The sequence below is a fragment of the Thalassotalea montiporae genome (genome assembly GCF_053485855.1).
This window is the reverse complement of sequence record NZ_JBQRUO010000005.1, coordinates 66,868-84,733: the sequence shown is the minus strand read 5'-3', so window position 1 is coordinate 84,733 and position 17,866 is coordinate 66,868. Positions and strand designations below refer to the sequence as shown.

The following is a 17,866-nucleotide window of genomic DNA, read 5'->3' as shown; positions in this document are numbered from 1 at the left end:
TTAGAACCCCTTTGTTTATAAATTTACAGTTTGCAGACTTTTGACTTATCGGTGCCCAAAATATTTCGATTAAAGCTGGATAACATTAAGAATAGTTGATTTTATTTATTGAAAATCAATGATTTTTAATGTCATAGTTCGGCAATATAAATATATATCAAGAGTCTTAAAATGTTTGGAAGCGATAAGAGAAATAGTGATGAAATAGGTAAGTTATGGAAGCGCCTATCTGCATTAGAGTCAGTTTCTGAAAAAACTTTAACTAAGTTGGAAGATATTGAAGAAAAGATTATTCAGCCAACCGATAGTCAAAAGACTGCATTGAGTGCGGCTCGATCTGCTGCTCAACATAATAGTAAAATTAAGAAAATTAAAGATGAGGTTATTGAATCTGGTAAAGAAATATCTGGTTTAAAGAATGAACTCACAAAATATCTGGATAGTTTAGATAGAGCTAGTACTAAAGCCCAAGAAATTACTGTTGAAGCCGCAACGGTAATGAGTGAAGTTAATGGTGTTGTTGAAAGTGTAAATGAAAAAAACAGAGGCTTGGACAGTTCATTAGAGCAGATAAATTCATTGTTGTTTGAAAATGACAATTTAGGAAGTGAAATTGAGCGTATTAAGGAGCTTATTGATACCTCAGAAAGCAGTTCAACCAAGGTTCAAAATCTTCTCAAAAGCGTAGCCTCTGTTCACTCTAAAGTATTGGAAATTAGGGATGAAGTTTTTGGCTATGAAGTCGAAGATGAAGACGACCCCGAGAAGTCTATAAAAATATCAGGCTTAAAAGATAAACTGGAAGAGTCATACACTAGTCTAGAGTCGAATCTTAATGACTTTCAAAATAAACAGGCTACTTTATCTGAAGAAACTGAGATTGAGTACAATAAAATCTTGGAAAACTCTCAGGAAAAGCTAGATTTATTTATCAAAGGCTGTAAGGAAACTTTTGACGATACACACAAAGAAATAAGGAAGTTACTTCCAGAAGCGTTAACTGCTGGTTTGAGTGCTGCATATGACAAGAAGATAGAAGCGGAAGAAAGCTCACTTGATAAATATCAAGTGAGCTTTAACAAAGCGATTTTATCTCTTGTTCTTATTTCTTTAGTGCCATTTGCTATTGATATATATTTACTTATTGGTTTGGGAAAAGATCTTGTTAGCGTGATATCAGATACCCCGAAGCTATTAATATCGATACTTCCATTGTATTTCCCTGTCCTATGGATTGCCTATTCATCAAATAAGAAACTGAATTTATCAAAAAGGTTAATAGAGGAATACACTCACAAGGGAGTGTTGAGTAAAACTTATGAAGGTTTATCAAATCAAATAGAGGAAATCGGTGAAGACAGTATTTCTAACGATTTGAAAATAAAGCTTCTTTATAACCTTCTTTATGTTAACTCTGAAAACCCTGGTAAATTGATTTCAGATTACAATACAACTGATCACCCTTTAATGGATGCCCTAGATAAAAGTGTGAAATATGCTGATGCTGTTGAGAAGTTGAGAAAAATCCCTGGCTTTACCGCTATGGCAAACAAGCTAGAAAAAGAAGGCAAAGAAAAAATAAAGCAAGCCGATGATAAAGTCACTTCAATTGTAAAATCTCAGGTTGGTGAGGAAAATGTCGAAAGACAAGACACAGCATAGAACTTTTTAAACCAGTGTTTTCAGAATATTTAGCTGCTTAATTGATTGTTATTACAACTTAAACTGAGCAGCAAACATCTGATACCCATATTCTTTTTGATAATTAAGATAAAACTCAACTTCGCGTGATAAATCAGCCAGTGCTTGGGAACCTTTCATGCTAGGTGATAACTCGTTAATTCGCTGTTGTAAGGGGAGATAATAGTTATCCCAAGAGGCTTGCTGGTAAGTAAAATCAGCAATTGGCTCGTAACCTGCTTTGGTAATTTGTTGTCTTCTGGTATCAATGGTTTGGATATCTGGGTAGTCTTTTTGCCAATGCGCTGCCACTTCTTTGCTTGGCTTATCTGTCAGCAAAACGAGATCACTAAACACCAGTAAACCGTTATCAGTTAGTAGTGGTTTCCAAGCAGTCAGTGCGTTTTCTACGCCCATAATATAAGCAGATGATTCTGCCCAAATCATATCAAAGCTATTGGGCTTAAATGGCAAGTCGGTCATACTCGCGCAAAGAGTGTTAACTGAACTTCTTATCTTTGCTTTAGGCTGGCTTTGAAGCATTTGTTTGACACTGACGAGTGCAGACTCTTCGTTGTCCACTGCAGTAATTTCAGCTTGTAAGTGCTGCGCAAGTACTTTGGTTGCTAAGCCCTTACCACAGCCAATTTCGAGCACCTTTTGGGGCTTGCTTGTTAGTAGTGAAAGGGCGCGCAGTGTTTCGCTTTCATCGCCTGGCCCCCATCTTTCTAGCCCATAAAAAATATGCATAAAGTCATTCATATATTGATCGTGTTTTGTCATATTTTTTGATAACCATTTCAGTCGAAAGGCTTCTTTTTCGTTAAAGCCTTGTGTTAAAAGCCAATTAAAATGGGCTTCTGGTGTTTCGTGAATGGCCTTTTGGTGCCAGCTTTGTTCGTTAACCTCAGCGTTTAAGCCAGCCATGGCTGCAAGCATTGCTCTGGCTTGTTGTTTCTGTAATATCTCTTCGTCTAGTTTGGCAAGCCGTTGTTTAAGCATTTCTTTATCAACTTGGTGTGCCAAACAAGCTTTACATTCTTTTAACGACAAGCCACCAAGCTGAAGCTGTTGAATAAACTTTACTTGCTCTACATCTAATGCTGAATAAAGCCGATAGCCATTCGCTTGTCGGTGCCCTTTGATAAGCCCGAGTTTTTCATAGTAGAGCAGGGCTGTTCTCGAAAGTCCTACTTGGTTTGCTAGCTCAGAGATACGGTACATGCGGACGCTCACTTTAATCTTGTTGCTACTGTAAACTATAAAGTAATAGACAGGTCAACCAACATACTAAACGAGCTTACCGATTATTTAGAGCGTGGTGGTGATTAACTTAAGTAGCGCTAAGAACACGGCTAACAGCAGATGAACAAGCTTAGCTGTAGCAACTTGAAAGCAGTAACCTATCTGTCATATATTGAAGTTATCTAAAGTGACAGGAAGTTCAAGATGGTGGACAAGGAAATCGAAGCCCTCAAGGCCGAGCTGGCTTCGCTTGAAGCCGATGTTAATCAGCGTTTTCGAGCAATGGAATCTCGTTTAAACAGCTTGGCGCGTAATGACGTTGCTGGTGAACAGGGTAAGCAGGATGAGCTGGCAAGTGTGTCTGAAACGTCAGACAATTCTGATTTGCATCATAAGCAAATCGACTCTGGGCAAACAAATACTGAATCATCTTTTTCTGTTTCATCTTCTCAAAGCCCAATTCCTCACGATTCTTCAGAAACTAGCAAAATACACCCTAAAGAAACCACAGCTGACGGCAGCCATACACTATTAGCACAGGCATCAAAAACGAAATCGTATTTTTCCATTTGGGCATTTTTACAGCCTTTGCTGTTCTCTATTTTTGATTGGTTATCTCCTCTCGTCAATGCCTATGAATCCTACAAGTCACGGGGAATGTTAGGCATTGTATTTTTAACTATTGCAGGTGTGGGCCTAACGCTGGCGGGCTTTGGTTACCTGATGCAGTTGTTAATTGATCAACTCGGCGTTGGCGCTAAGTCATTATTAATGGCGCTAGCGGCAATTGGTGTTATCGGTTTAGGCATTGGATTAAGGCTTAAAACTCGCTTTAGTGAATTTGCGACGGCCATCGTGATGCTGGGATTATTGCTGGCATATAGCACAGTGTATTTTACCGGCAGTGTTTATGGGCTTATCCCTAGCCTTGTTGTACTGTTTTTGTATTTTGTTGTTGCCATTGTTTGTCATGGCTTAGCACTTTGGCTTGGGGCAAATCTCGTCGCGGGTATGGGGATTATCGGTATTGCGACTATGCCGATTTTGTCCAACACCGTGCAGGTTGAATCACTTTACTATTTGCTATCGTTACTCTTTATCGCTGGTAGTAGCTTGCTATTGGCTTATCGCAAGGCAATGCCGTGGCTAGCGAATGTCTGTTTGGCATTTTGTGTATTGGCACTGGAGTGGGTGATCGGTGTTGAAGATACGAAAGTGTCAGCGTTTGTCGTTAATATGTTCTATTTACTCTTTTTTGCTTATACCACGTTAGTACTGAGCAAGCCGCTAGATAGTGTTAAGCAAAGCAATAACATACTCATTTTTTTCGCTGCCTTGATTGGGGCGGTAGTGCTTCTTTTTTGGCAATCGAGTGGTTTTAGCTCAACTGCAGTGGCTGCTAGCTTTTTACTGAATTTTGCTGCTGCAATCGCGGTGAGTATCATGTTTTATCGAATAAAGCTGCCATACACACATTTTTTCGTTTTGTCTGGTGTGCTATGGGCGGTATTAACAGTTGTTAGTTTAGTCAGCGATAGCTATTGGGGAATCGCTTGGGCGGCAGAAGGAATACTGTTACTTTACCTTGGCAGGCAATACCTAATGTCAAATGTTGTTAACCAAGGGCAAGTATTAATAGGGTTATCACTCGGTTATTGTTGGTTTGGGCTCGCGCCATACTTTCCAACACCTGCGTTACAAACTGCTGACGGTTGGCTGCTTTCGACTGCTATTATTGCAACTATTGGTATTTGGCAACGGTTAATCACACAGGCAAGTCCGTTTGGCAACATCACCACACAACGCGTTAAACCAGCTTTGCAATTAATCGAAGTTGTTTGGTTGTCTATTTTGCTGGTTTCTAGCTTGTCTATTTGGATAGATAATTGGACGGGAGCAGTGATTATCCTTTGGCAATTTGCGGTTTTAATGCGGGCAAAGCAGTGTCGCCAAGCAAGTATTGAAGGAGTAGCCGTTGTACTGATTTTGGTTGCTCTTTTTTACGTGAATGTTGGCGCGCAACTGGTTAATAGTTACCGCTATACAGCCTTACCATTATTCGCTCAATTAGCGCTTGTATCTGCCTTTATTCAGCTTTGGCTATGGGCTGAATTTTATCGAAGAGCAAAGGTAGAAAGTAAACTCATTCCTTATGCTGAAACAGCACGTGTTCTGTTCTATTTGCTATTGCCTATCTGTTGGATTGGTACAGCAACTAGGCGCTTAGATGAAGATGTGCTGGCGCTTCTTTGGCTGTCTCCTATGATTGCTCATTTGCTTGCGCATAAGTTAAAGCAAGACATTATTGTTAAAGAAGCAAAATTGCTGACACTCTTCACTAGTCTACTATTTATCGGCTTAATTGCGGTTGTTGAGCCTATATTGGGGCTGTTTGCTATCGCTGGGTTTGCAATTTTATACGGCGTCGCGTTTTATATTGAAAGGCAAGCGATAGACAAAGCGCTTGAACAATATATTTGCTCATTGGGAATAGCGTCGCTTAGCTTTGCGCTGCCTATTTATATCGCAAGCTATACCAATAGCATGCTGACCGGCGTGTTGTTGGGCGCGACTATTTGGCTTACTCAATTAGTGTTCTTAAAGTATTCTTCGCACTTAATGCGCAACGAGCGGTTAATTGTCGCTGTGGTTGGCGCGTCGATAATACTGGCTTGGGGGCTTACCTTCGTTGACGCGCTGTACGCGATAGTGCCAATGGCATTTCTATTAGTTGCTTGGCAAAGAAAAGGGTTATTGGAAAGCACGCTTGTTGGTCGATTCTTTGGTGAGAACACGCCATTATTGCTACATGCTTTAGGCGCTGTTTCTTATATTGTGACTATGCTGGCGTTGGCTAGCTATCGCTTTGATTTGCTCATTGCGCCAAGTTTAGCCATTCATGGGGCATTAATTTTATTCCTTAAAGATAAGCGTTTAGTGGTTGTTAAGTTTGGATTTTCAATACTTCTGCTTGGCATTGCTAAGCTTGCCATCATTGACGCTGCAAATGCCTTACTTTGGCAAAAAGTTATCTTATTTATGGGCATAGGCGCATTTATTTTGGTTGCATCATTTTGGTATCAACGCTTATCTAACAAAGAAGCAGGCAAAGCTGACGAGCTGAATAAGTCATTTGTTAATGAGGCGGGGTAACTTCTAAAGATTACGTAAATCTTATCTATTGGGCTTCCTGCTAAGAGCCCAATACCGCCGACTTGGGTTTACATTTATTGCGTAGCGCTTTATCCTTTGCGCCAATTGTGATCTATTCTTTTGTTATGCAAGCGTTTCTCTCTAAAGTTATTTTGTGGTTGTTAATGGTGATGGTGGTGTCTTCTCAGACATCGGCATTTGCTATGCATAACTGCAATATGAACCACGCTTCCAGCACTGAGGTTACCGAACAAAATACCCACGCTCATCACAATAAAGCCCACCACAATCAAGCTAGTCTCGAACAAGAAGTTCAAACACTAACTGAATCTAAGGATAGTTTGCACGCAGAGCATGCTATGCATATGGCTAGTATGAACGACACTATTAGCGACAGTGATAACGCCGATATGAGTGATATGGATTGCTGCGGTGCTGATTGTTCATGTCCAACGGCGAGCTGTTCAAGTGTTACAGCTTTTAATGACAATTCTTCACTCGCATTAGCGTTTAATTCTGATAAGGTTTTTGGCCTTACACAAGTCGCTTTGCGCGGTATATTCTCTTCTTTATTCAAACCTCCAATACACGATTAATAGCCTTGGCGTTATTGCGCCCAAAATAAGGGTTTATTGCGCCCCAAATTCATCTTTTATTATTGTTTTTGCGCTTTTAGTTAGTTTTTTGACTAGCGATTAGTGCATGTTGTTAAAGCTTGTTAGCTACAAGTTGGCATTACGTCCTTTATTCCGGTTGTGGTTTTATCCCTGATGGTTTTAAAGGTTGTGTGTTTACATAGAAGCTAGGGCTAGGCACTGGAGTGTCGCTATGGTTTTCGTTACATGTATCGTTAATTTTTATTATCAAGTTCGCCACTGCGGTAGGCTGTATAACTCAGCTTTGTCGCTGGTCATTACTATTGCTAGTGTTAGTGCTAGTGCTTATTTACCTGCTGGAAATGCTAGTACTGTTTCCAGCGCGACTAATGTGCCCTCCACTTTAACCTTGGAAAAGGCTATTAACCTCGCTGTGAGTGAAGATCCTTGGCTGAATCAAAGCCAATATCAAGAACAGGCAAGCCTTGCCAAAGGCGAAGCCGCGATGAGCTTTTCAGACCCAGTAATTTCGCTTGGGGTACAAAACTTGCCCACCGATTCATGGGATTTTAACCAAGAAAATATGACACAGCTAAGGTTAGGTATCAGTCAGACATTACCAAGAAAAGGTGAGCGAGCGATACGAAAGTCGCAGTTTGATCTAACAGCAGGCAAGCAACCTCTGTTGAGATTAGACAGAAGTGCGCAGCTTAAACGCCAAGTTTCTTTGTTATGGTTAGAAGCATTTCGCGCACAGCAGGTGATTCAATTTATTGAAGCCGATCGCGCTTTGTTTGAAAAATTAGTCGATAGCTCAAAGGCCAGTTATGGCAGTGTTAGCGGCAAGGTGAAGCAGCAAGACATTATTGCGGCGCAGCTCGAGTTGCTACAGCTCGATGATAAGTTGGCAACTGAGCAGCAAAAGTATTTAGCTGCACTAGGTGCCTTGTTTGAGTACCTGCCGAGCGATGCAGTGGGATTAGAATATTTATCAATCCAGTTACCTAGCCAACTACCTTTGGTTGAATTTAACGGTCGCAACAAAAGCCATAGTCAGGCGAATCTTGTGCAACGTTTTTTAACGCATCCTAAAATTCGCGCGCAAGGCATAGATGAAAAAGTTGCGCATCAAAGCGTTAAACTTGCCAAAACTCAGTATCAGCCTAAATGGCAGCTCAATGCGAGCTATGGTTATCGTGACGATGCCGACAACCGCTTTATCAATGAACGCAATGATGGCGAGCGTGCTGACTTTTTCTCTATTGGGGTAAGTGTTGAAGTGCCACTGTTTACTGAAAAGCGCCAAGACAATTGGCTGTTAGCGGCAACGGCAGAAAGTGAAGCTGTAAAAACAGAACAACGTTTGCTACTGCAAAAAATGCTCGGTGAAACTGAAAAAGAGCTGGCAAATGTTGTCGGTTTGAAAAAACGCCAAACACTATATCAATCGCAAATTCTTGAACAAACTCAGCAGCAATCAAAAGCAACGCTAACGGCTTATACCAATGCTAATGGCAACTTTACCGATGTGGTGAGAGCACGCATCGCTGAGCTTAATGCCAAAGTAACGGCATTGACCATAGATGTAGAGCTGCTCTCAGCGGTTAGTCGCTTAAATTATTACTTCACCACAACGACCGAAAATACGGCAAGTAAATAAGATTGTTGTTAGGAAATTTTATGAATACACAGTTAAAAAAAATAGCGAGTAAGCCGATTGTATTGGTAATCCTGGGCATGGCGTTAGGCGTGTTAGGCGGCTACTTACTGTTCCCGTCGAGTGGCGTGAGTCATCGTGATACAGGTCAAAGTGAAACAGCCGAAAGTGCAAGTGAAAAAGAGAAAAAGCCATTGTATTGGGTCGCACCAATGGACGCTAACTATCGCCGCGACCAACCGGGTAAATCACCCATGGGCATGGATCTTGTTCCTGTTTATGAAGATGAAATAAGCTCACAAGCTAGTGGCAAAGATTACGGTGAAGGTGCGGTAACCATTGCCCCACATGTGATTAACAACCTTGGCGTTCGCACCGCTATCGCCAAAAAATCACCACTTGTGCATCAAATAAATACACTGGGTGTGGTGCAATACGATCAAGATTCTATTGTGCATATTCACCCGCGAGTTGCTGGTTGGGTTGAACAACTTTTTGTCAAAGCTGCGGGCGATCAAATTAAGGCAGAGCAGCCGCTTTATACCTTGTACTCGCCTGAATTAGTTAATGCACAAGAAGAGTTTTTAATCGCGCTTAACCGTGCCAATGTTGCTAGCACTGCTAATGCTCATGCCTCCAAAAACTCCCCAAATAACAGTTTAGTAAAAGCGGCTAAAGCTCGTTTAAGTGCGTTGCACTTGAGTGAATCTTTTATTGAACTCTTAACCAAGTCACGCCAAGTGCAGCAAACCGTTACTTTTTACGCGCCCAAGTCAGGCGTTATCAACAACCTAAAAATTCGTGAAGGCTTTTATGTTGAGCCGGGCAATACCTTGATGAGTATTGGCGATTTATCTTCCGTGTGGGTTGAAGCACAAGTGCTAGAAAGTGATGCAAGCTTTATCGCTGTCGGCAACAAGGTCAGTATGTCGCTCGATTTTTTACCCGGTCAAACATGGCAAGGTGAAGTTGATTATATTTATCCAACCTTACGTGCCGATAACCGCACGCTGCGCGCTCGGCTTAAGTTTATTAATCCTAACGAGCAGTTAAAGCCGAATATGTATGCTCAGGTTACGATAGATGCAACACCAAGCGAACCGACCGTTAATGTGCCATTATCGGCAGTTATTCGCACTGGGCTGCAAGATCGCGTGTTATTGGCATTAGGTGACGGGCAGTTTAAGTCAGTGGCAGTTAGATTAGGGCAAGTGAGTGGCGAGCAGGTTGCTATTCTTGATGCTCTAGAAGCTGGCGATGAAGTGGTTATTTCCGCTCAGTTTTTAATTGATTCAGAATCCAGCATTTCATCTGATTTTATGCGTATGTCGTCGATGGCTGGTGATACAGCTGCCACTGCGACAGTTAACGGTATTGTTAATGCCATCGTCCATGCTGACGATGATGCAGAAGAGGGAAATGCACAACGTATTATCAATATTTCCCGTGACGCGATTGAAAAGTGGCAACGACCAGCTACCACCATGGATTTTATCACTGGCGAAAACTTGGATTTATCAGCAGTGAACATCGGCGATAAGGTGCGCTTTACTTTTGAGATACGTGCTGGTGATTTTGTTGTAACAGAGATAACCGCTATCGGTGCTAACGAGGCTAGCCAATGATCGCGCGTATAATTTACTGGTCAATCCACAATCGGTTATTGGTTTTACTGCTAACCTTGATGCTTGTCGCTGGCGGTTTGTTTGCACTAAAACAAACGCCCGTGGATGCAATTCCAGATCTGTCTGACGTGCAAGTGATCGTCAAAACCTCATATCCGGGTCAAGCGCCACAAGTGGTTGAAGATCAAGTGACGTACCCGCTAACCACTGCAATGTTATCGGTGCCGGGCGCAAAAACGGTGCGTGGTTATTCGTTTTTTGGCGATTCTTACGTTTATATTATTTTCGATGATGATACCGACCTGTACTGGGCACGTTCGCGGGTGTTAGAGTATTTGTCACAAGTTACGCCCAGTTTACCTGCCGCTGCAAAACCACAATTAGGCCCAGATGCAACTGGTGTTGGCTGGATTTACGTTTACGCGCTGCAAGACAAAACGGGTCAGCACGATATTAGCCAGCTTCGCAGTATTCAAGATTGGTTCTTAAAATACGAACTGCAAGCGGTTGCTGGCGTATCGGAAGTGGCAGCCGTTGGTGGTATGGTCAACCAATACCAAGTAGTGGTGAATCCCAATAAGCTGCGTGCCTTTAATATTCCGCTGAGTCATATTCAAATGGCGATACAGCAGGGTAACCAAGAAGTAGGGGCATCGGTTGTTGAAATGGCGGAAGCGGAATATATGGTTACCACCAGTGGCTATATTCAATCGAAGCAAGGCCTAGCGGCTATTCCCTTAGGTCTCCCTGCCGACAAAAACAATCAAGGTAAACCATTGCTGTTAGGCGATATTGCGGATATTCAGCTTGGCCCACAAATGCGCCGTGGTATTGCTGAGCTTAATGGCGAGGGTGAAACCGTTGGCGGTGTGGTGGTGATGCGTTTTGGTGAAAACGCCGAGCAAACCATCGCTGGCGTCAAAGCAAAGCTTGACGAGTTAAAGCAAGGGCTGCCAGACGGTGTTGAAATTGTCACTGTTTACGATCGCGCTAATTTAATTGAGCGTGCTGTTGAAAATCTATGGTCAAAACTGTTAGAAGAATTGGCAATAGTCGCACTGGTTTGTGCGGTATTTTTGTTTCATCTGCGTTCTGCTGTGGTCGCGGTTATCAGCCTACCAATTGGGGTTTTAGTGGCCTTTATCATCATGTACTGGCAGGGAATTAATGCCAACATTATGTCGCTGGGCGGCATTGCGATTGCAATTGGCGCGATGACAGACGGTGCTATTGTGATGATTGAAAACATGCACAAGCATCTGGAAAAAGCTTCTTCGAATGGCGCAATAGATAATCAAGCGCGCTGGCAGTTAGTGGCAAAATCTGCTGCGGAAGTAGGGCCTGCATTATTTTTTAGCTTATTGATTATTACTGTTAGCTTTTTGCCTGTATTTATATTGGAAGCGCAAGAAGGGCGAATGTTTTCGCCACTGGCTTACACTAAAACCTATGCCATGGCCGCTGCAGCAGGCTTAGCGATCACGCTAATTCCTGTGCTGATGGGCTATTTTATTCGTGGCAAGGTGGTGTCTGAACGTAAAAATCCAATTAATCGTTTGTTGATTGCTATTTACCTGCCGGTGTTAAACGCTGTGCTCAAATTTCCAAAATCGACCGTATTAGCGGCCTTGGTGGTGACTTACATTGGCTTTATGCCGGTGAATCAAATTGGTAGCGAGTTTATGCCTTCGCTGGACGAAGGGGATTTAATGTATATGCCAACCACGTATCCGGGGCTGTCGATTGGTAAAGCCAGGGAGCTACTGCAACAAACCGACAAGTTGATTCGTACCATTCCCGAAGTGCAAAACGTGTTTGGCAAAATCGGTCGCGCTGAAACCGCAACAGACCCTGCGCCACTGACCATGATTGAAACCTTTATTCAGCTTAAGCCGCAAAGCCAGTGGCGAGCGGGAATAACCACCGATGATTTAATCGCTGAGCTCGATCAATTGGTGAAATTCCCCGGATTAACCAACGCTTGGGTGATGCCGATTAAAACTCGTATCGATATGCTTGCTACAGGCATTAAAACGCCAGTTGGTATTAAAATCGCAGGTAGTGATTTAGCGGTGATCGAGCAAATTGGTCAGCAAATCGAGCAAGTGCTAGGTGAACATAAAGGTACAGCCTCTGTTTATGCTGAACGTGTTGCTGGCGGGCGTTACATTGATATCGACATTGATCGCATCAAAGCGTCGCATTACGGGTTAAGTATCGCCGAGGTACAGCAAGTGGTGGCAACTGCTGTCGGTGGTATGAACATCGGGCAAACGGTGGAAGGACTCGCGCGCTATCCGATCAATTTGCGCTACCCGCAAGATTTGCGCAACTCGCCAGAGCAGCTGGCTCGCTTGCCGATAGTAACAGCTAGTGGCTTACATATTGCGCTAGGCGATGTTGCCAATATTGGCATTAAATTGGGGCCACCAGCTATTAAAAGTGAAAATGCACGGTTAAATGGCATTGTCTTTGTTGATGTTGACGCTGGTATTGACCTTGCCAGCTATGTGACCAGCGCAAAAGCTAAGCTTGCCGAAGAATTACCGTTGCCAGCGGGCTATTCGCTCACTTGGGCGGGGCAATATGAGTATTTGGCCAGAGCGCAGGAAAAATTAGCGTATGTATTGCCGCTGACGTTAGCGATTATCGTTATTTTACTGTATTTAAATTTCCGTCAACTCACTGAAGTTGCCATTATTCTGGCAACGTTGCCGCTGGCAATGATTGGCGGCATTTGGCTAATTTACCTTGAGTCGTTTAATTTTTCTGTCGCCGTGGGCGTTGGCTTTATTGCCTTGGCAGGCGTAGCAGTGGAAATTGGCGTAATTATGCTGGTTTATCTCAATCAAGCTTATCAAGCGGCGTTAGATAAATGCCAGCAAAGCGGCCAGTTAATGACGAATACCATGCTTATTGAAGCGGTTTTGCAAGGGGCGGGAATGCGAGTTCGCCCTGTGGTGATGACGGTCGCCACCATTATCATTGGTTTATTGCCGATTTTATATGGCAGCGGCACGGGCGCTGAGGTGATGCGACGAATTGCCGCACCCATGGTGGGTGGTATGGTGTCGGCACTAGTGTTAACCTTACTGGTATTACCTGTTGTCTACTATCTCTGGCGCAGAAAAGGGCAAAAAGGTGAGTAAGAAAGGGCGTAAGAAACAGAACTATAAACAGTGAGTTGCGCCTACTCCTAACATTAAAAATTGAACTCATTAACCACCATTATCCGTGCAAAATAAATACAAACAAAGCAAGCGTAAGAAAAGCTGGCAGCAGCTAAGCCGAATTTGGCATAAATGGCTAATGGTGGTGTTAGGTGTGCCATTTTTAATTTGGGCAATCACCGGCCTTTATATGGTGGCAATTAATATTCACTATATTCACGGCGACTCGTTGGTTCAAAACCATCAAACGACAATAACGCCAAGTGATATTAGGCTCCCCGTTAAAGAGCTTGCTGGGCGTTACCCTAATATTCAATCTTTCACTATTGCCATGTTAATTGATAAACCTGTTTATCAATTAACGATAAAATCCAGTGAAAAGCATGATGATGGCTCTCACACAATTGATAATAATCAAACGCTACTCGTTGACGCCCAAACGGGTGAGCAATTATCGCCGCTTTCAAAACCATTAGCACTCGCCGTTGCTGAACATGAATATACGGGCGAAGGTGAGGTAACGAGCGTCGAGTTAATTAAAGAAAATGCGCCATTTGAGTTAAGTGCAAGACATTTACCTGTTTGGCGCATTGATTATCAAGGGTTAGATGGTGCCAGTATTTATGTGTCAGTCTTAACGGGGCAAGTGGTTACCAAACGCCACAACTATTGGCGCATTTTTGATTACTTCTTTCGTTTTCATTTAATGGATTATCAAGACGGCGAAGCTGACAACCAATTATTGTTCTGGGCAATAATCGCAAGCTTGATTGCGGTGTTTAGCGGTATGATTTTACTGTGCTTTCGCATAACATCTCGCATGACATCTCGCATGACATCTCGCATGGCACCTCGCAAGGAATTTCTCGAGTTTAAGCCAAATCTTCGACAAGAACACCAGCCAAATTCTGACTCTGTGCACTCATCTAGCGCCCAGCAAGGAGAGTCTCATGCGATGGATTAGAACAACGCATAAATGGCTATCTTTGCTACTGGCGTTGCAAGTATTACTGTGGCTACTTTCTGGTTTGTATTTTAATGTCATGGATAGCCATAAGGCACGAGGCAATACGTATCGCGCTAGCAGCAGCGCAGTGCTAGCGGCGCATCAACAATCTGATATTGATATGCGTCAGTTGATAGAGCCCAGTGTAATTCTTGGCAAAACGACACCAGCAACCGATATTCAACTAACGCAATTGCTTGGCGATCCGATTTACATTGTTCGTCATAAAAAAGGTTTGTATCGCCATTTTGTCAATCAATACAGCCTATTCCACGCCTATACTGGCGAGCTATTTAGCTTGGACGAAAGCCATATCCGCCAAATAGCCAAGGCAAGCTATTCAGGGCAAGGCGATATTGTAAATGCGAGCTTTTATGAGTCAAACCTGCCGGAATTTCCCCATCAGCAAAACCCAAGTTGGCAGGTCAATTTTGCAGATGATCTGGCGACAAGTGTTTATATTGAAGCCGCGACAGGACGAGTAATAGGGCATAGCGACCAACACAAACGCTTAGCCGATATTGCTTTTATGCTGCATTTTATGGACTACGGCAAAAGCGGCAATTTTAATCATGGGCTGATTATTTTCTTTGCCTTGTGTTTCGCTTGGCTCGCCATTAGTGGTGTTATTTGGTCTGTGCAACTAGCAGCAAAAGGTGAATATCGAATTGGCAAAAAGAGCTATTAAGTTCATGACTTTTCGATAGTGCTAATTACTTTTCGATTCTTTTAATGACTATTCGATAAAGCCAGATTGCTTGATTGTGTTAAGTGCTTTTACGAGTTCTTTGTGACTTTTTGCTGCGGTTAAGCTTACCCGAATCGCGTTTGGAAAATGGTGGCTGACCGCAAAAACACGCGCTGGAACGACTCGCACGCCTTGAATTTCCAACTGTTCAGCGACCATATCAGCATCTTGATTCACCGGCAACCAAACATGGGAGCAAAGCGGATTTGCTTGCTTTTTGTTGTCAGCTTTTTGGTTATGAGTATTACCTCTGACTTTATCGTCCGTAAACTCATTCGCTGTAGTTACTTTGCTAGGGAAGATCGTTGCAAATAACTTAAATCGCGCTGCTATCTCTTGCTGCTGTGCTTTAGTTCGAGCATGCGCTGTGCCATCGTCAATCCATAGTTTTGCAATCGCGGCAGTGAGTGGGCTAAGCTGCCAGCTTGTGGCATGGCTTTGTTGGCTAATTTGAGTCAGCACAGGGTGTTGACCGGCAATTACCGCAAAACGAATACCTGGCGATATCGCTTTGGCAAAGCTCGAAATCACAATCGATTGCGATTGAATATCTGCAGAAATAGGCGGTCTGCCAGAGAGCGCACCAATGACATACTCTTCAATAAACAATATCTTTTCACGACTAATAATTGCTTTGATATCTCTGATGCGTTTGTCGTTCATCGACGCAGCCGTGGGGTTTTGATAAAGCGGATCTGAAACCAGTACTTTCGCGCCCGTGGTGCGAATGGCAAGTGCCAAGGCTTCAGGCACTAGCCCTAAATGATCGCTTTTTACACCATAAAGCTTGATGCCCATTTGTTTGGCGAGTGCTTTCATTCCGGGAAATGTGAGCTCGTTTACTAATACCACCTCGTCTTTTTGACAACACGCCATTAGGCTGATCATTAGCGCATTTTGTGCGGTATTGGTGATCAAACAGTGCTGAGCGCTGATCGGGTAACCTAAATCCGATAGCCACTTTGCCCCTGCTAAGTTCAGCTCTGCGACAAAGCTTGGTGACTGGTAATCTAGGTATTCGCTAAGCCCACCAGCTTGTTCACTGAGTTTGGCAATTGCTAGCTCTAGCGCATTATCTTGACCGTGCTTGTCGAGTAATTTTGCAGGTTGGTGGGTACTTAAATCGATCACGGTTTGTTCAGCCGATTGTTTTAATAAAAACAGTTCAGCCTCGGCGCTTTGGCCAAGCACATAAGTACCGCGCCCAACTTCACCAGAAATTAACTGCTGCTTTGCTGCTTGGCGAAACGCTTTGGTAACCGTACTCAGGTTAATATCTAAGTGCCATGCAAGTTGACGTTGCGGTGGTAGTTTTTCGCCAATCGCAAGCTTACCGCTGGCGATATCTTGCGCCATCGCATCAACAATTTGCAGGTAAAGTGGCTTTTTTTTTGAAGTATTAGTTGCAAGTGCTTCGTTAAGGTTAGGTGCCCAGATTTTATTGTCCGCCATACAATATAATTCTTGAACCATACAATTAAGACTTCTATGCTTTTTGTCAAGTTTTTAGCCAAGCCAGATCAACGAGGGCGTAATGTTTAACTTGTCAGATATTAACCACGCAGCCGATGTTATTTATCAAATTATGCCGCCAACGCCACAATACAACTGGCCGCAATTATCAAAGCAATTGGGCTGTGATGTTTGGGTAAAACATGAAAACCACACGCCAACCACTGCCTTTAAAGTGCGCGGCGGCATTTATTTACTGAATCAGTTGATGCAACGCGCTGACAGACCATCAGGTATTTTGTCGGCAACACGCGGCAATCACGGACAAAGTTTGTCGTTTGCAGGTCAAAAAACCGGAATGCCAGTGACGATAGTTGTTCCAGAGGGCAACAGTGAGGATCAAAATGCAGCGATAAAAGGTTTTGGTGCCAATTTAGTCGTGCATGGTAAAGACTTTGAAGCGGCCAGGCAGCACAGTGCCACTTTAGTGGAAAGCAGTGGCTATCAACCAGTAGCGCCATTTGCGCCAGAGTTGGTGATTGGGGTTGCGACTTATGCGCTTGAATTCTTGCAAGCAGTAAAAGATTTAGATGTCGTTTATGTGCCAATCGGCATGGGATCTGGTATTTGTGGTTTGATCAAAACTCGAGATTTATTGGGGATAAAAACAGAAATAGTGGGTGTGGTAGCAGAGGGCGCACCGGCTTTTGCTGAATCATTTAACGCTGGCAAAATCATGCCTGGCCAAGAAGTAAATACCTTAGCTGACGGTGTTGCCACACGCATGCCGCTTCCTGAGGCGTTTGAGATTATTAAAGGTGGTGCCAGTCGCGTGATAACGGTGACCGAACAACAAATTACGCAGGCCATGTATTTGTACTTTAAAACGACGCACAACCTAAGTGAGGGTGCTGGCGCTGTCTCGCTCGCGGGCTTGATTGCTGAACAAGCCCAGATGAAAGGAAAGATGAAAGGCAAGCGTGTCGGGGTTGTACTTTCTGGTGGTAACATCGACTTTGCTCGTTTTAGTGAATATATATCGCCTTACCTTTCCGGTGATTTAATGGCAAGCGTTGGTGCTTCTGCGGCCTAGCGATTAGCCGCTTAGCTTTTATCAGCTCAGTTTATAGCAGCTAATTTTTACCAGTTAAGTTTCAGCTGGTTGGGTAAATCGCTTACAATAGGCAAATTATTTCTTACCTTTGATAAGTGCGATGATAAGCACAATCGTTTATGAACCGTAAAAAGAAAATCAAATCAACCTTGTTGGCGAAGCAGAAAAAAGCCAATGCTAAGCTACATAAAAGCAATAAGCCTAAATATATCTCGAAAGCAGAGCGCGCTAAGCTTGCCGAACAAGCAGAAACAGATGCCCCTGAAACCAATGGCTCAGTAGTAGACACTAAAGATTAACTCGTCCTTTGCTAGCGCAATAAATGCGCTAATTCTCCTTGTCAAACGCCATTGATAACTATGCTATTTAAGTAACAAAATACGACTTATTTTTGCGCTAAATACCTTTACCGCTTGAATA

General features: G+C 43.2%; 12 protein-coding genes. 10 read left to right on the top strand and 2 right to left on the bottom strand.

Features of this window, described 5'->3' with window-relative positions:
• The first annotated feature begins 171 nt into the window (after positions 1-171).
• Entirely contained in the window at positions 172-1,662 is a 1,491-nt protein-coding gene (locus tag ACSLUR_RS14585; protein WP_448555750.1) for a coiled-coil domain-containing protein, read from the top strand.
• A gap of 51 nt (positions 1,663-1,713) precedes the next feature.
• Here ACSLUR_RS14585 and ACSLUR_RS14580 read toward each other — a convergent pair whose 3' ends face one another.
• Positions 1,714-2,904: a MerR family transcriptional regulator gene (locus tag ACSLUR_RS14580; protein ID WP_448555748.1), complete on the bottom strand. Its 1,191-nt coding sequence runs from the start codon at positions 2,902-2,904 to the stop codon at positions 1,714-1,716.
• 225 nt (positions 2,905-3,129) lie between these two features.
• On the opposite strand from ACSLUR_RS14580, the gene ACSLUR_RS14575 reads away from it, so the two are divergent.
• The 7 genes from ACSLUR_RS14575 to ACSLUR_RS14545 all read left to right on the top strand — a co-directional run bounded on the left by ACSLUR_RS14575 (position 3,130) and on the right by ACSLUR_RS14545 (position 14,820).
• Positions 3,130-6,078: a DUF2339 domain-containing protein gene (locus tag ACSLUR_RS14575; RefSeq protein WP_448555746.1), complete on the top strand. Its 2,949-nt coding sequence runs from the start codon at positions 3,130-3,132 to the stop codon at positions 6,076-6,078.
• Between the two features lie 107 nt (positions 6,079-6,185).
• The gene (locus ACSLUR_RS14570) at positions 6,186-6,674 is read left to right on the top strand and encodes a hypothetical protein (protein WP_448555744.1); all 489 of its coding nucleotides are present in this window, start codon (positions 6,186-6,188) and stop codon (positions 6,672-6,674) included.
• Positions 6,675-6,906: 232 nt separating this feature from the next.
• Positions 6,907-8,334 carry a TolC family protein gene (locus tag ACSLUR_RS14565; RefSeq protein WP_448555742.1) on the top strand — a complete coding sequence of 476 codons (1,428 nt, stop codon included), beginning with the start codon at positions 6,907-6,909 and terminating at the stop codon, positions 8,332-8,334.
• Positions 8,335-8,354: 20 nt separating this feature from the next.
• The gene (locus ACSLUR_RS14560; protein ID WP_448555740.1) at positions 8,355-9,956 is read left to right on the top strand and encodes an efflux RND transporter periplasmic adaptor subunit; all 1,602 of its coding nucleotides are present in this window, start codon (positions 8,355-8,357) and stop codon (positions 9,954-9,956) included.
• A complete protein-coding gene (locus ACSLUR_RS14555) occupies positions 9,953-13,105 on the top strand; it encodes an efflux RND transporter permease subunit (RefSeq protein ID WP_448555738.1) in 3,153 nt (1,050 codons plus the stop codon). The genes ACSLUR_RS14560 and ACSLUR_RS14555 overlap by 4 nt, the downstream gene beginning before the upstream one ends.
• 85 nt (positions 13,106-13,190) lie before the next feature.
• Positions 13,191-14,090 (top strand): PepSY-associated transmembrane domain-containing protein, encoded by a 900-nt coding sequence (locus tag ACSLUR_RS14550; protein WP_448555736.1) that lies wholly within the window; start codon positions 13,191-13,193, stop codon positions 14,088-14,090.
• Complete coding sequence (locus ACSLUR_RS14545; RefSeq protein WP_448555734.1) at positions 14,077-14,820, top strand: PepSY-associated transmembrane domain-containing protein; 744 nt, start codon at positions 14,077-14,079, stop codon at positions 14,818-14,820. The genes ACSLUR_RS14550 and ACSLUR_RS14545 overlap by 14 nt, the downstream gene beginning before the upstream one ends.
• Positions 14,821-14,868: 48 nt before the next feature.
• Here ACSLUR_RS14545 and ACSLUR_RS14540 read toward each other — a convergent pair whose 3' ends face one another.
• On the bottom strand, positions 14,869-16,332 hold the full coding sequence (locus ACSLUR_RS14540) for an aminotransferase-like domain-containing protein (protein ID WP_448555732.1): 1,464 nt from the start codon (positions 16,330-16,332) through the stop codon (positions 14,869-14,871).
• Positions 16,333-16,414: 82 nt separating this feature from the next.
• Here ACSLUR_RS14540 and ACSLUR_RS14535 point away from each other — a divergent pair, with 82 nt between their 5' ends.
• On the top strand, positions 16,415-17,425 hold the full coding sequence (locus ACSLUR_RS14535; RefSeq protein ID WP_448555730.1) for a threonine dehydratase: 1,011 nt from the start codon (positions 16,415-16,417) through the stop codon (positions 17,423-17,425).
• 140 nt (positions 17,426-17,565) lie between these two features.
• Entirely contained in the window at positions 17,566-17,745 is a 180-nt protein-coding gene (locus ACSLUR_RS14530) for a DUF2986 domain-containing protein (RefSeq protein WP_448555728.1), read from the top strand.
• Positions 17,746-17,866 lie beyond the last annotated feature (121 nt).

What these genes read in the sequence shown, in the direction of transcription:
- ACSLUR_RS14530 (WP_448555728.1), top strand. Translation starts at nt 17,566, where the DNA reads ATGAACCGTAAAAAGAAAATCAAATCAACCTTGTTGGCGAAGCAGAAA.
- ACSLUR_RS14565 (WP_448555742.1), top strand. Translation starts at nt 6,907, where the DNA reads ATGGTTTTCGTTACATGTATCGTTAATTTTTATTATCAAGTTCGCCAC.
- ACSLUR_RS14585 (WP_448555750.1), top strand. Translation starts at nt 172, where the DNA reads ATGTTTGGAAGCGATAAGAGAAATAGTGATGAAATAGGTAAGTTATGG.
- ACSLUR_RS14545 (WP_448555734.1), top strand. Translation starts at nt 14,077, where the DNA reads ATGCGATGGATTAGAACAACGCATAAATGGCTATCTTTGCTACTGGCG.
- ACSLUR_RS14540 (WP_448555732.1), bottom strand. Translation starts at nt 16,332, where the DNA reads ATGGCGGACAATAAAATCTGGGCACCTAACCTTAACGAAGCACTTGCA.
- ACSLUR_RS14555 (WP_448555738.1), top strand. Translation starts at nt 9,953, where the DNA reads ATGATCGCGCGTATAATTTACTGGTCAATCCACAATCGGTTATTGGTT.
- ACSLUR_RS14575 (WP_448555746.1), top strand. Translation starts at nt 3,130, where the DNA reads ATGGTGGACAAGGAAATCGAAGCCCTCAAGGCCGAGCTGGCTTCGCTT.
- ACSLUR_RS14580 (WP_448555748.1), bottom strand. Translation starts at nt 2,904, where the DNA reads ATGTACCGTATCTCTGAGCTAGCAAACCAAGTAGGACTTTCGAGAACA.
- ACSLUR_RS14535 (WP_448555730.1), top strand. Translation starts at nt 16,415, where the DNA reads ATGTTTAACTTGTCAGATATTAACCACGCAGCCGATGTTATTTATCAA.
- ACSLUR_RS14560 (WP_448555740.1), top strand. Translation starts at nt 8,355, where the DNA reads ATGAATACACAGTTAAAAAAAATAGCGAGTAAGCCGATTGTATTGGTA.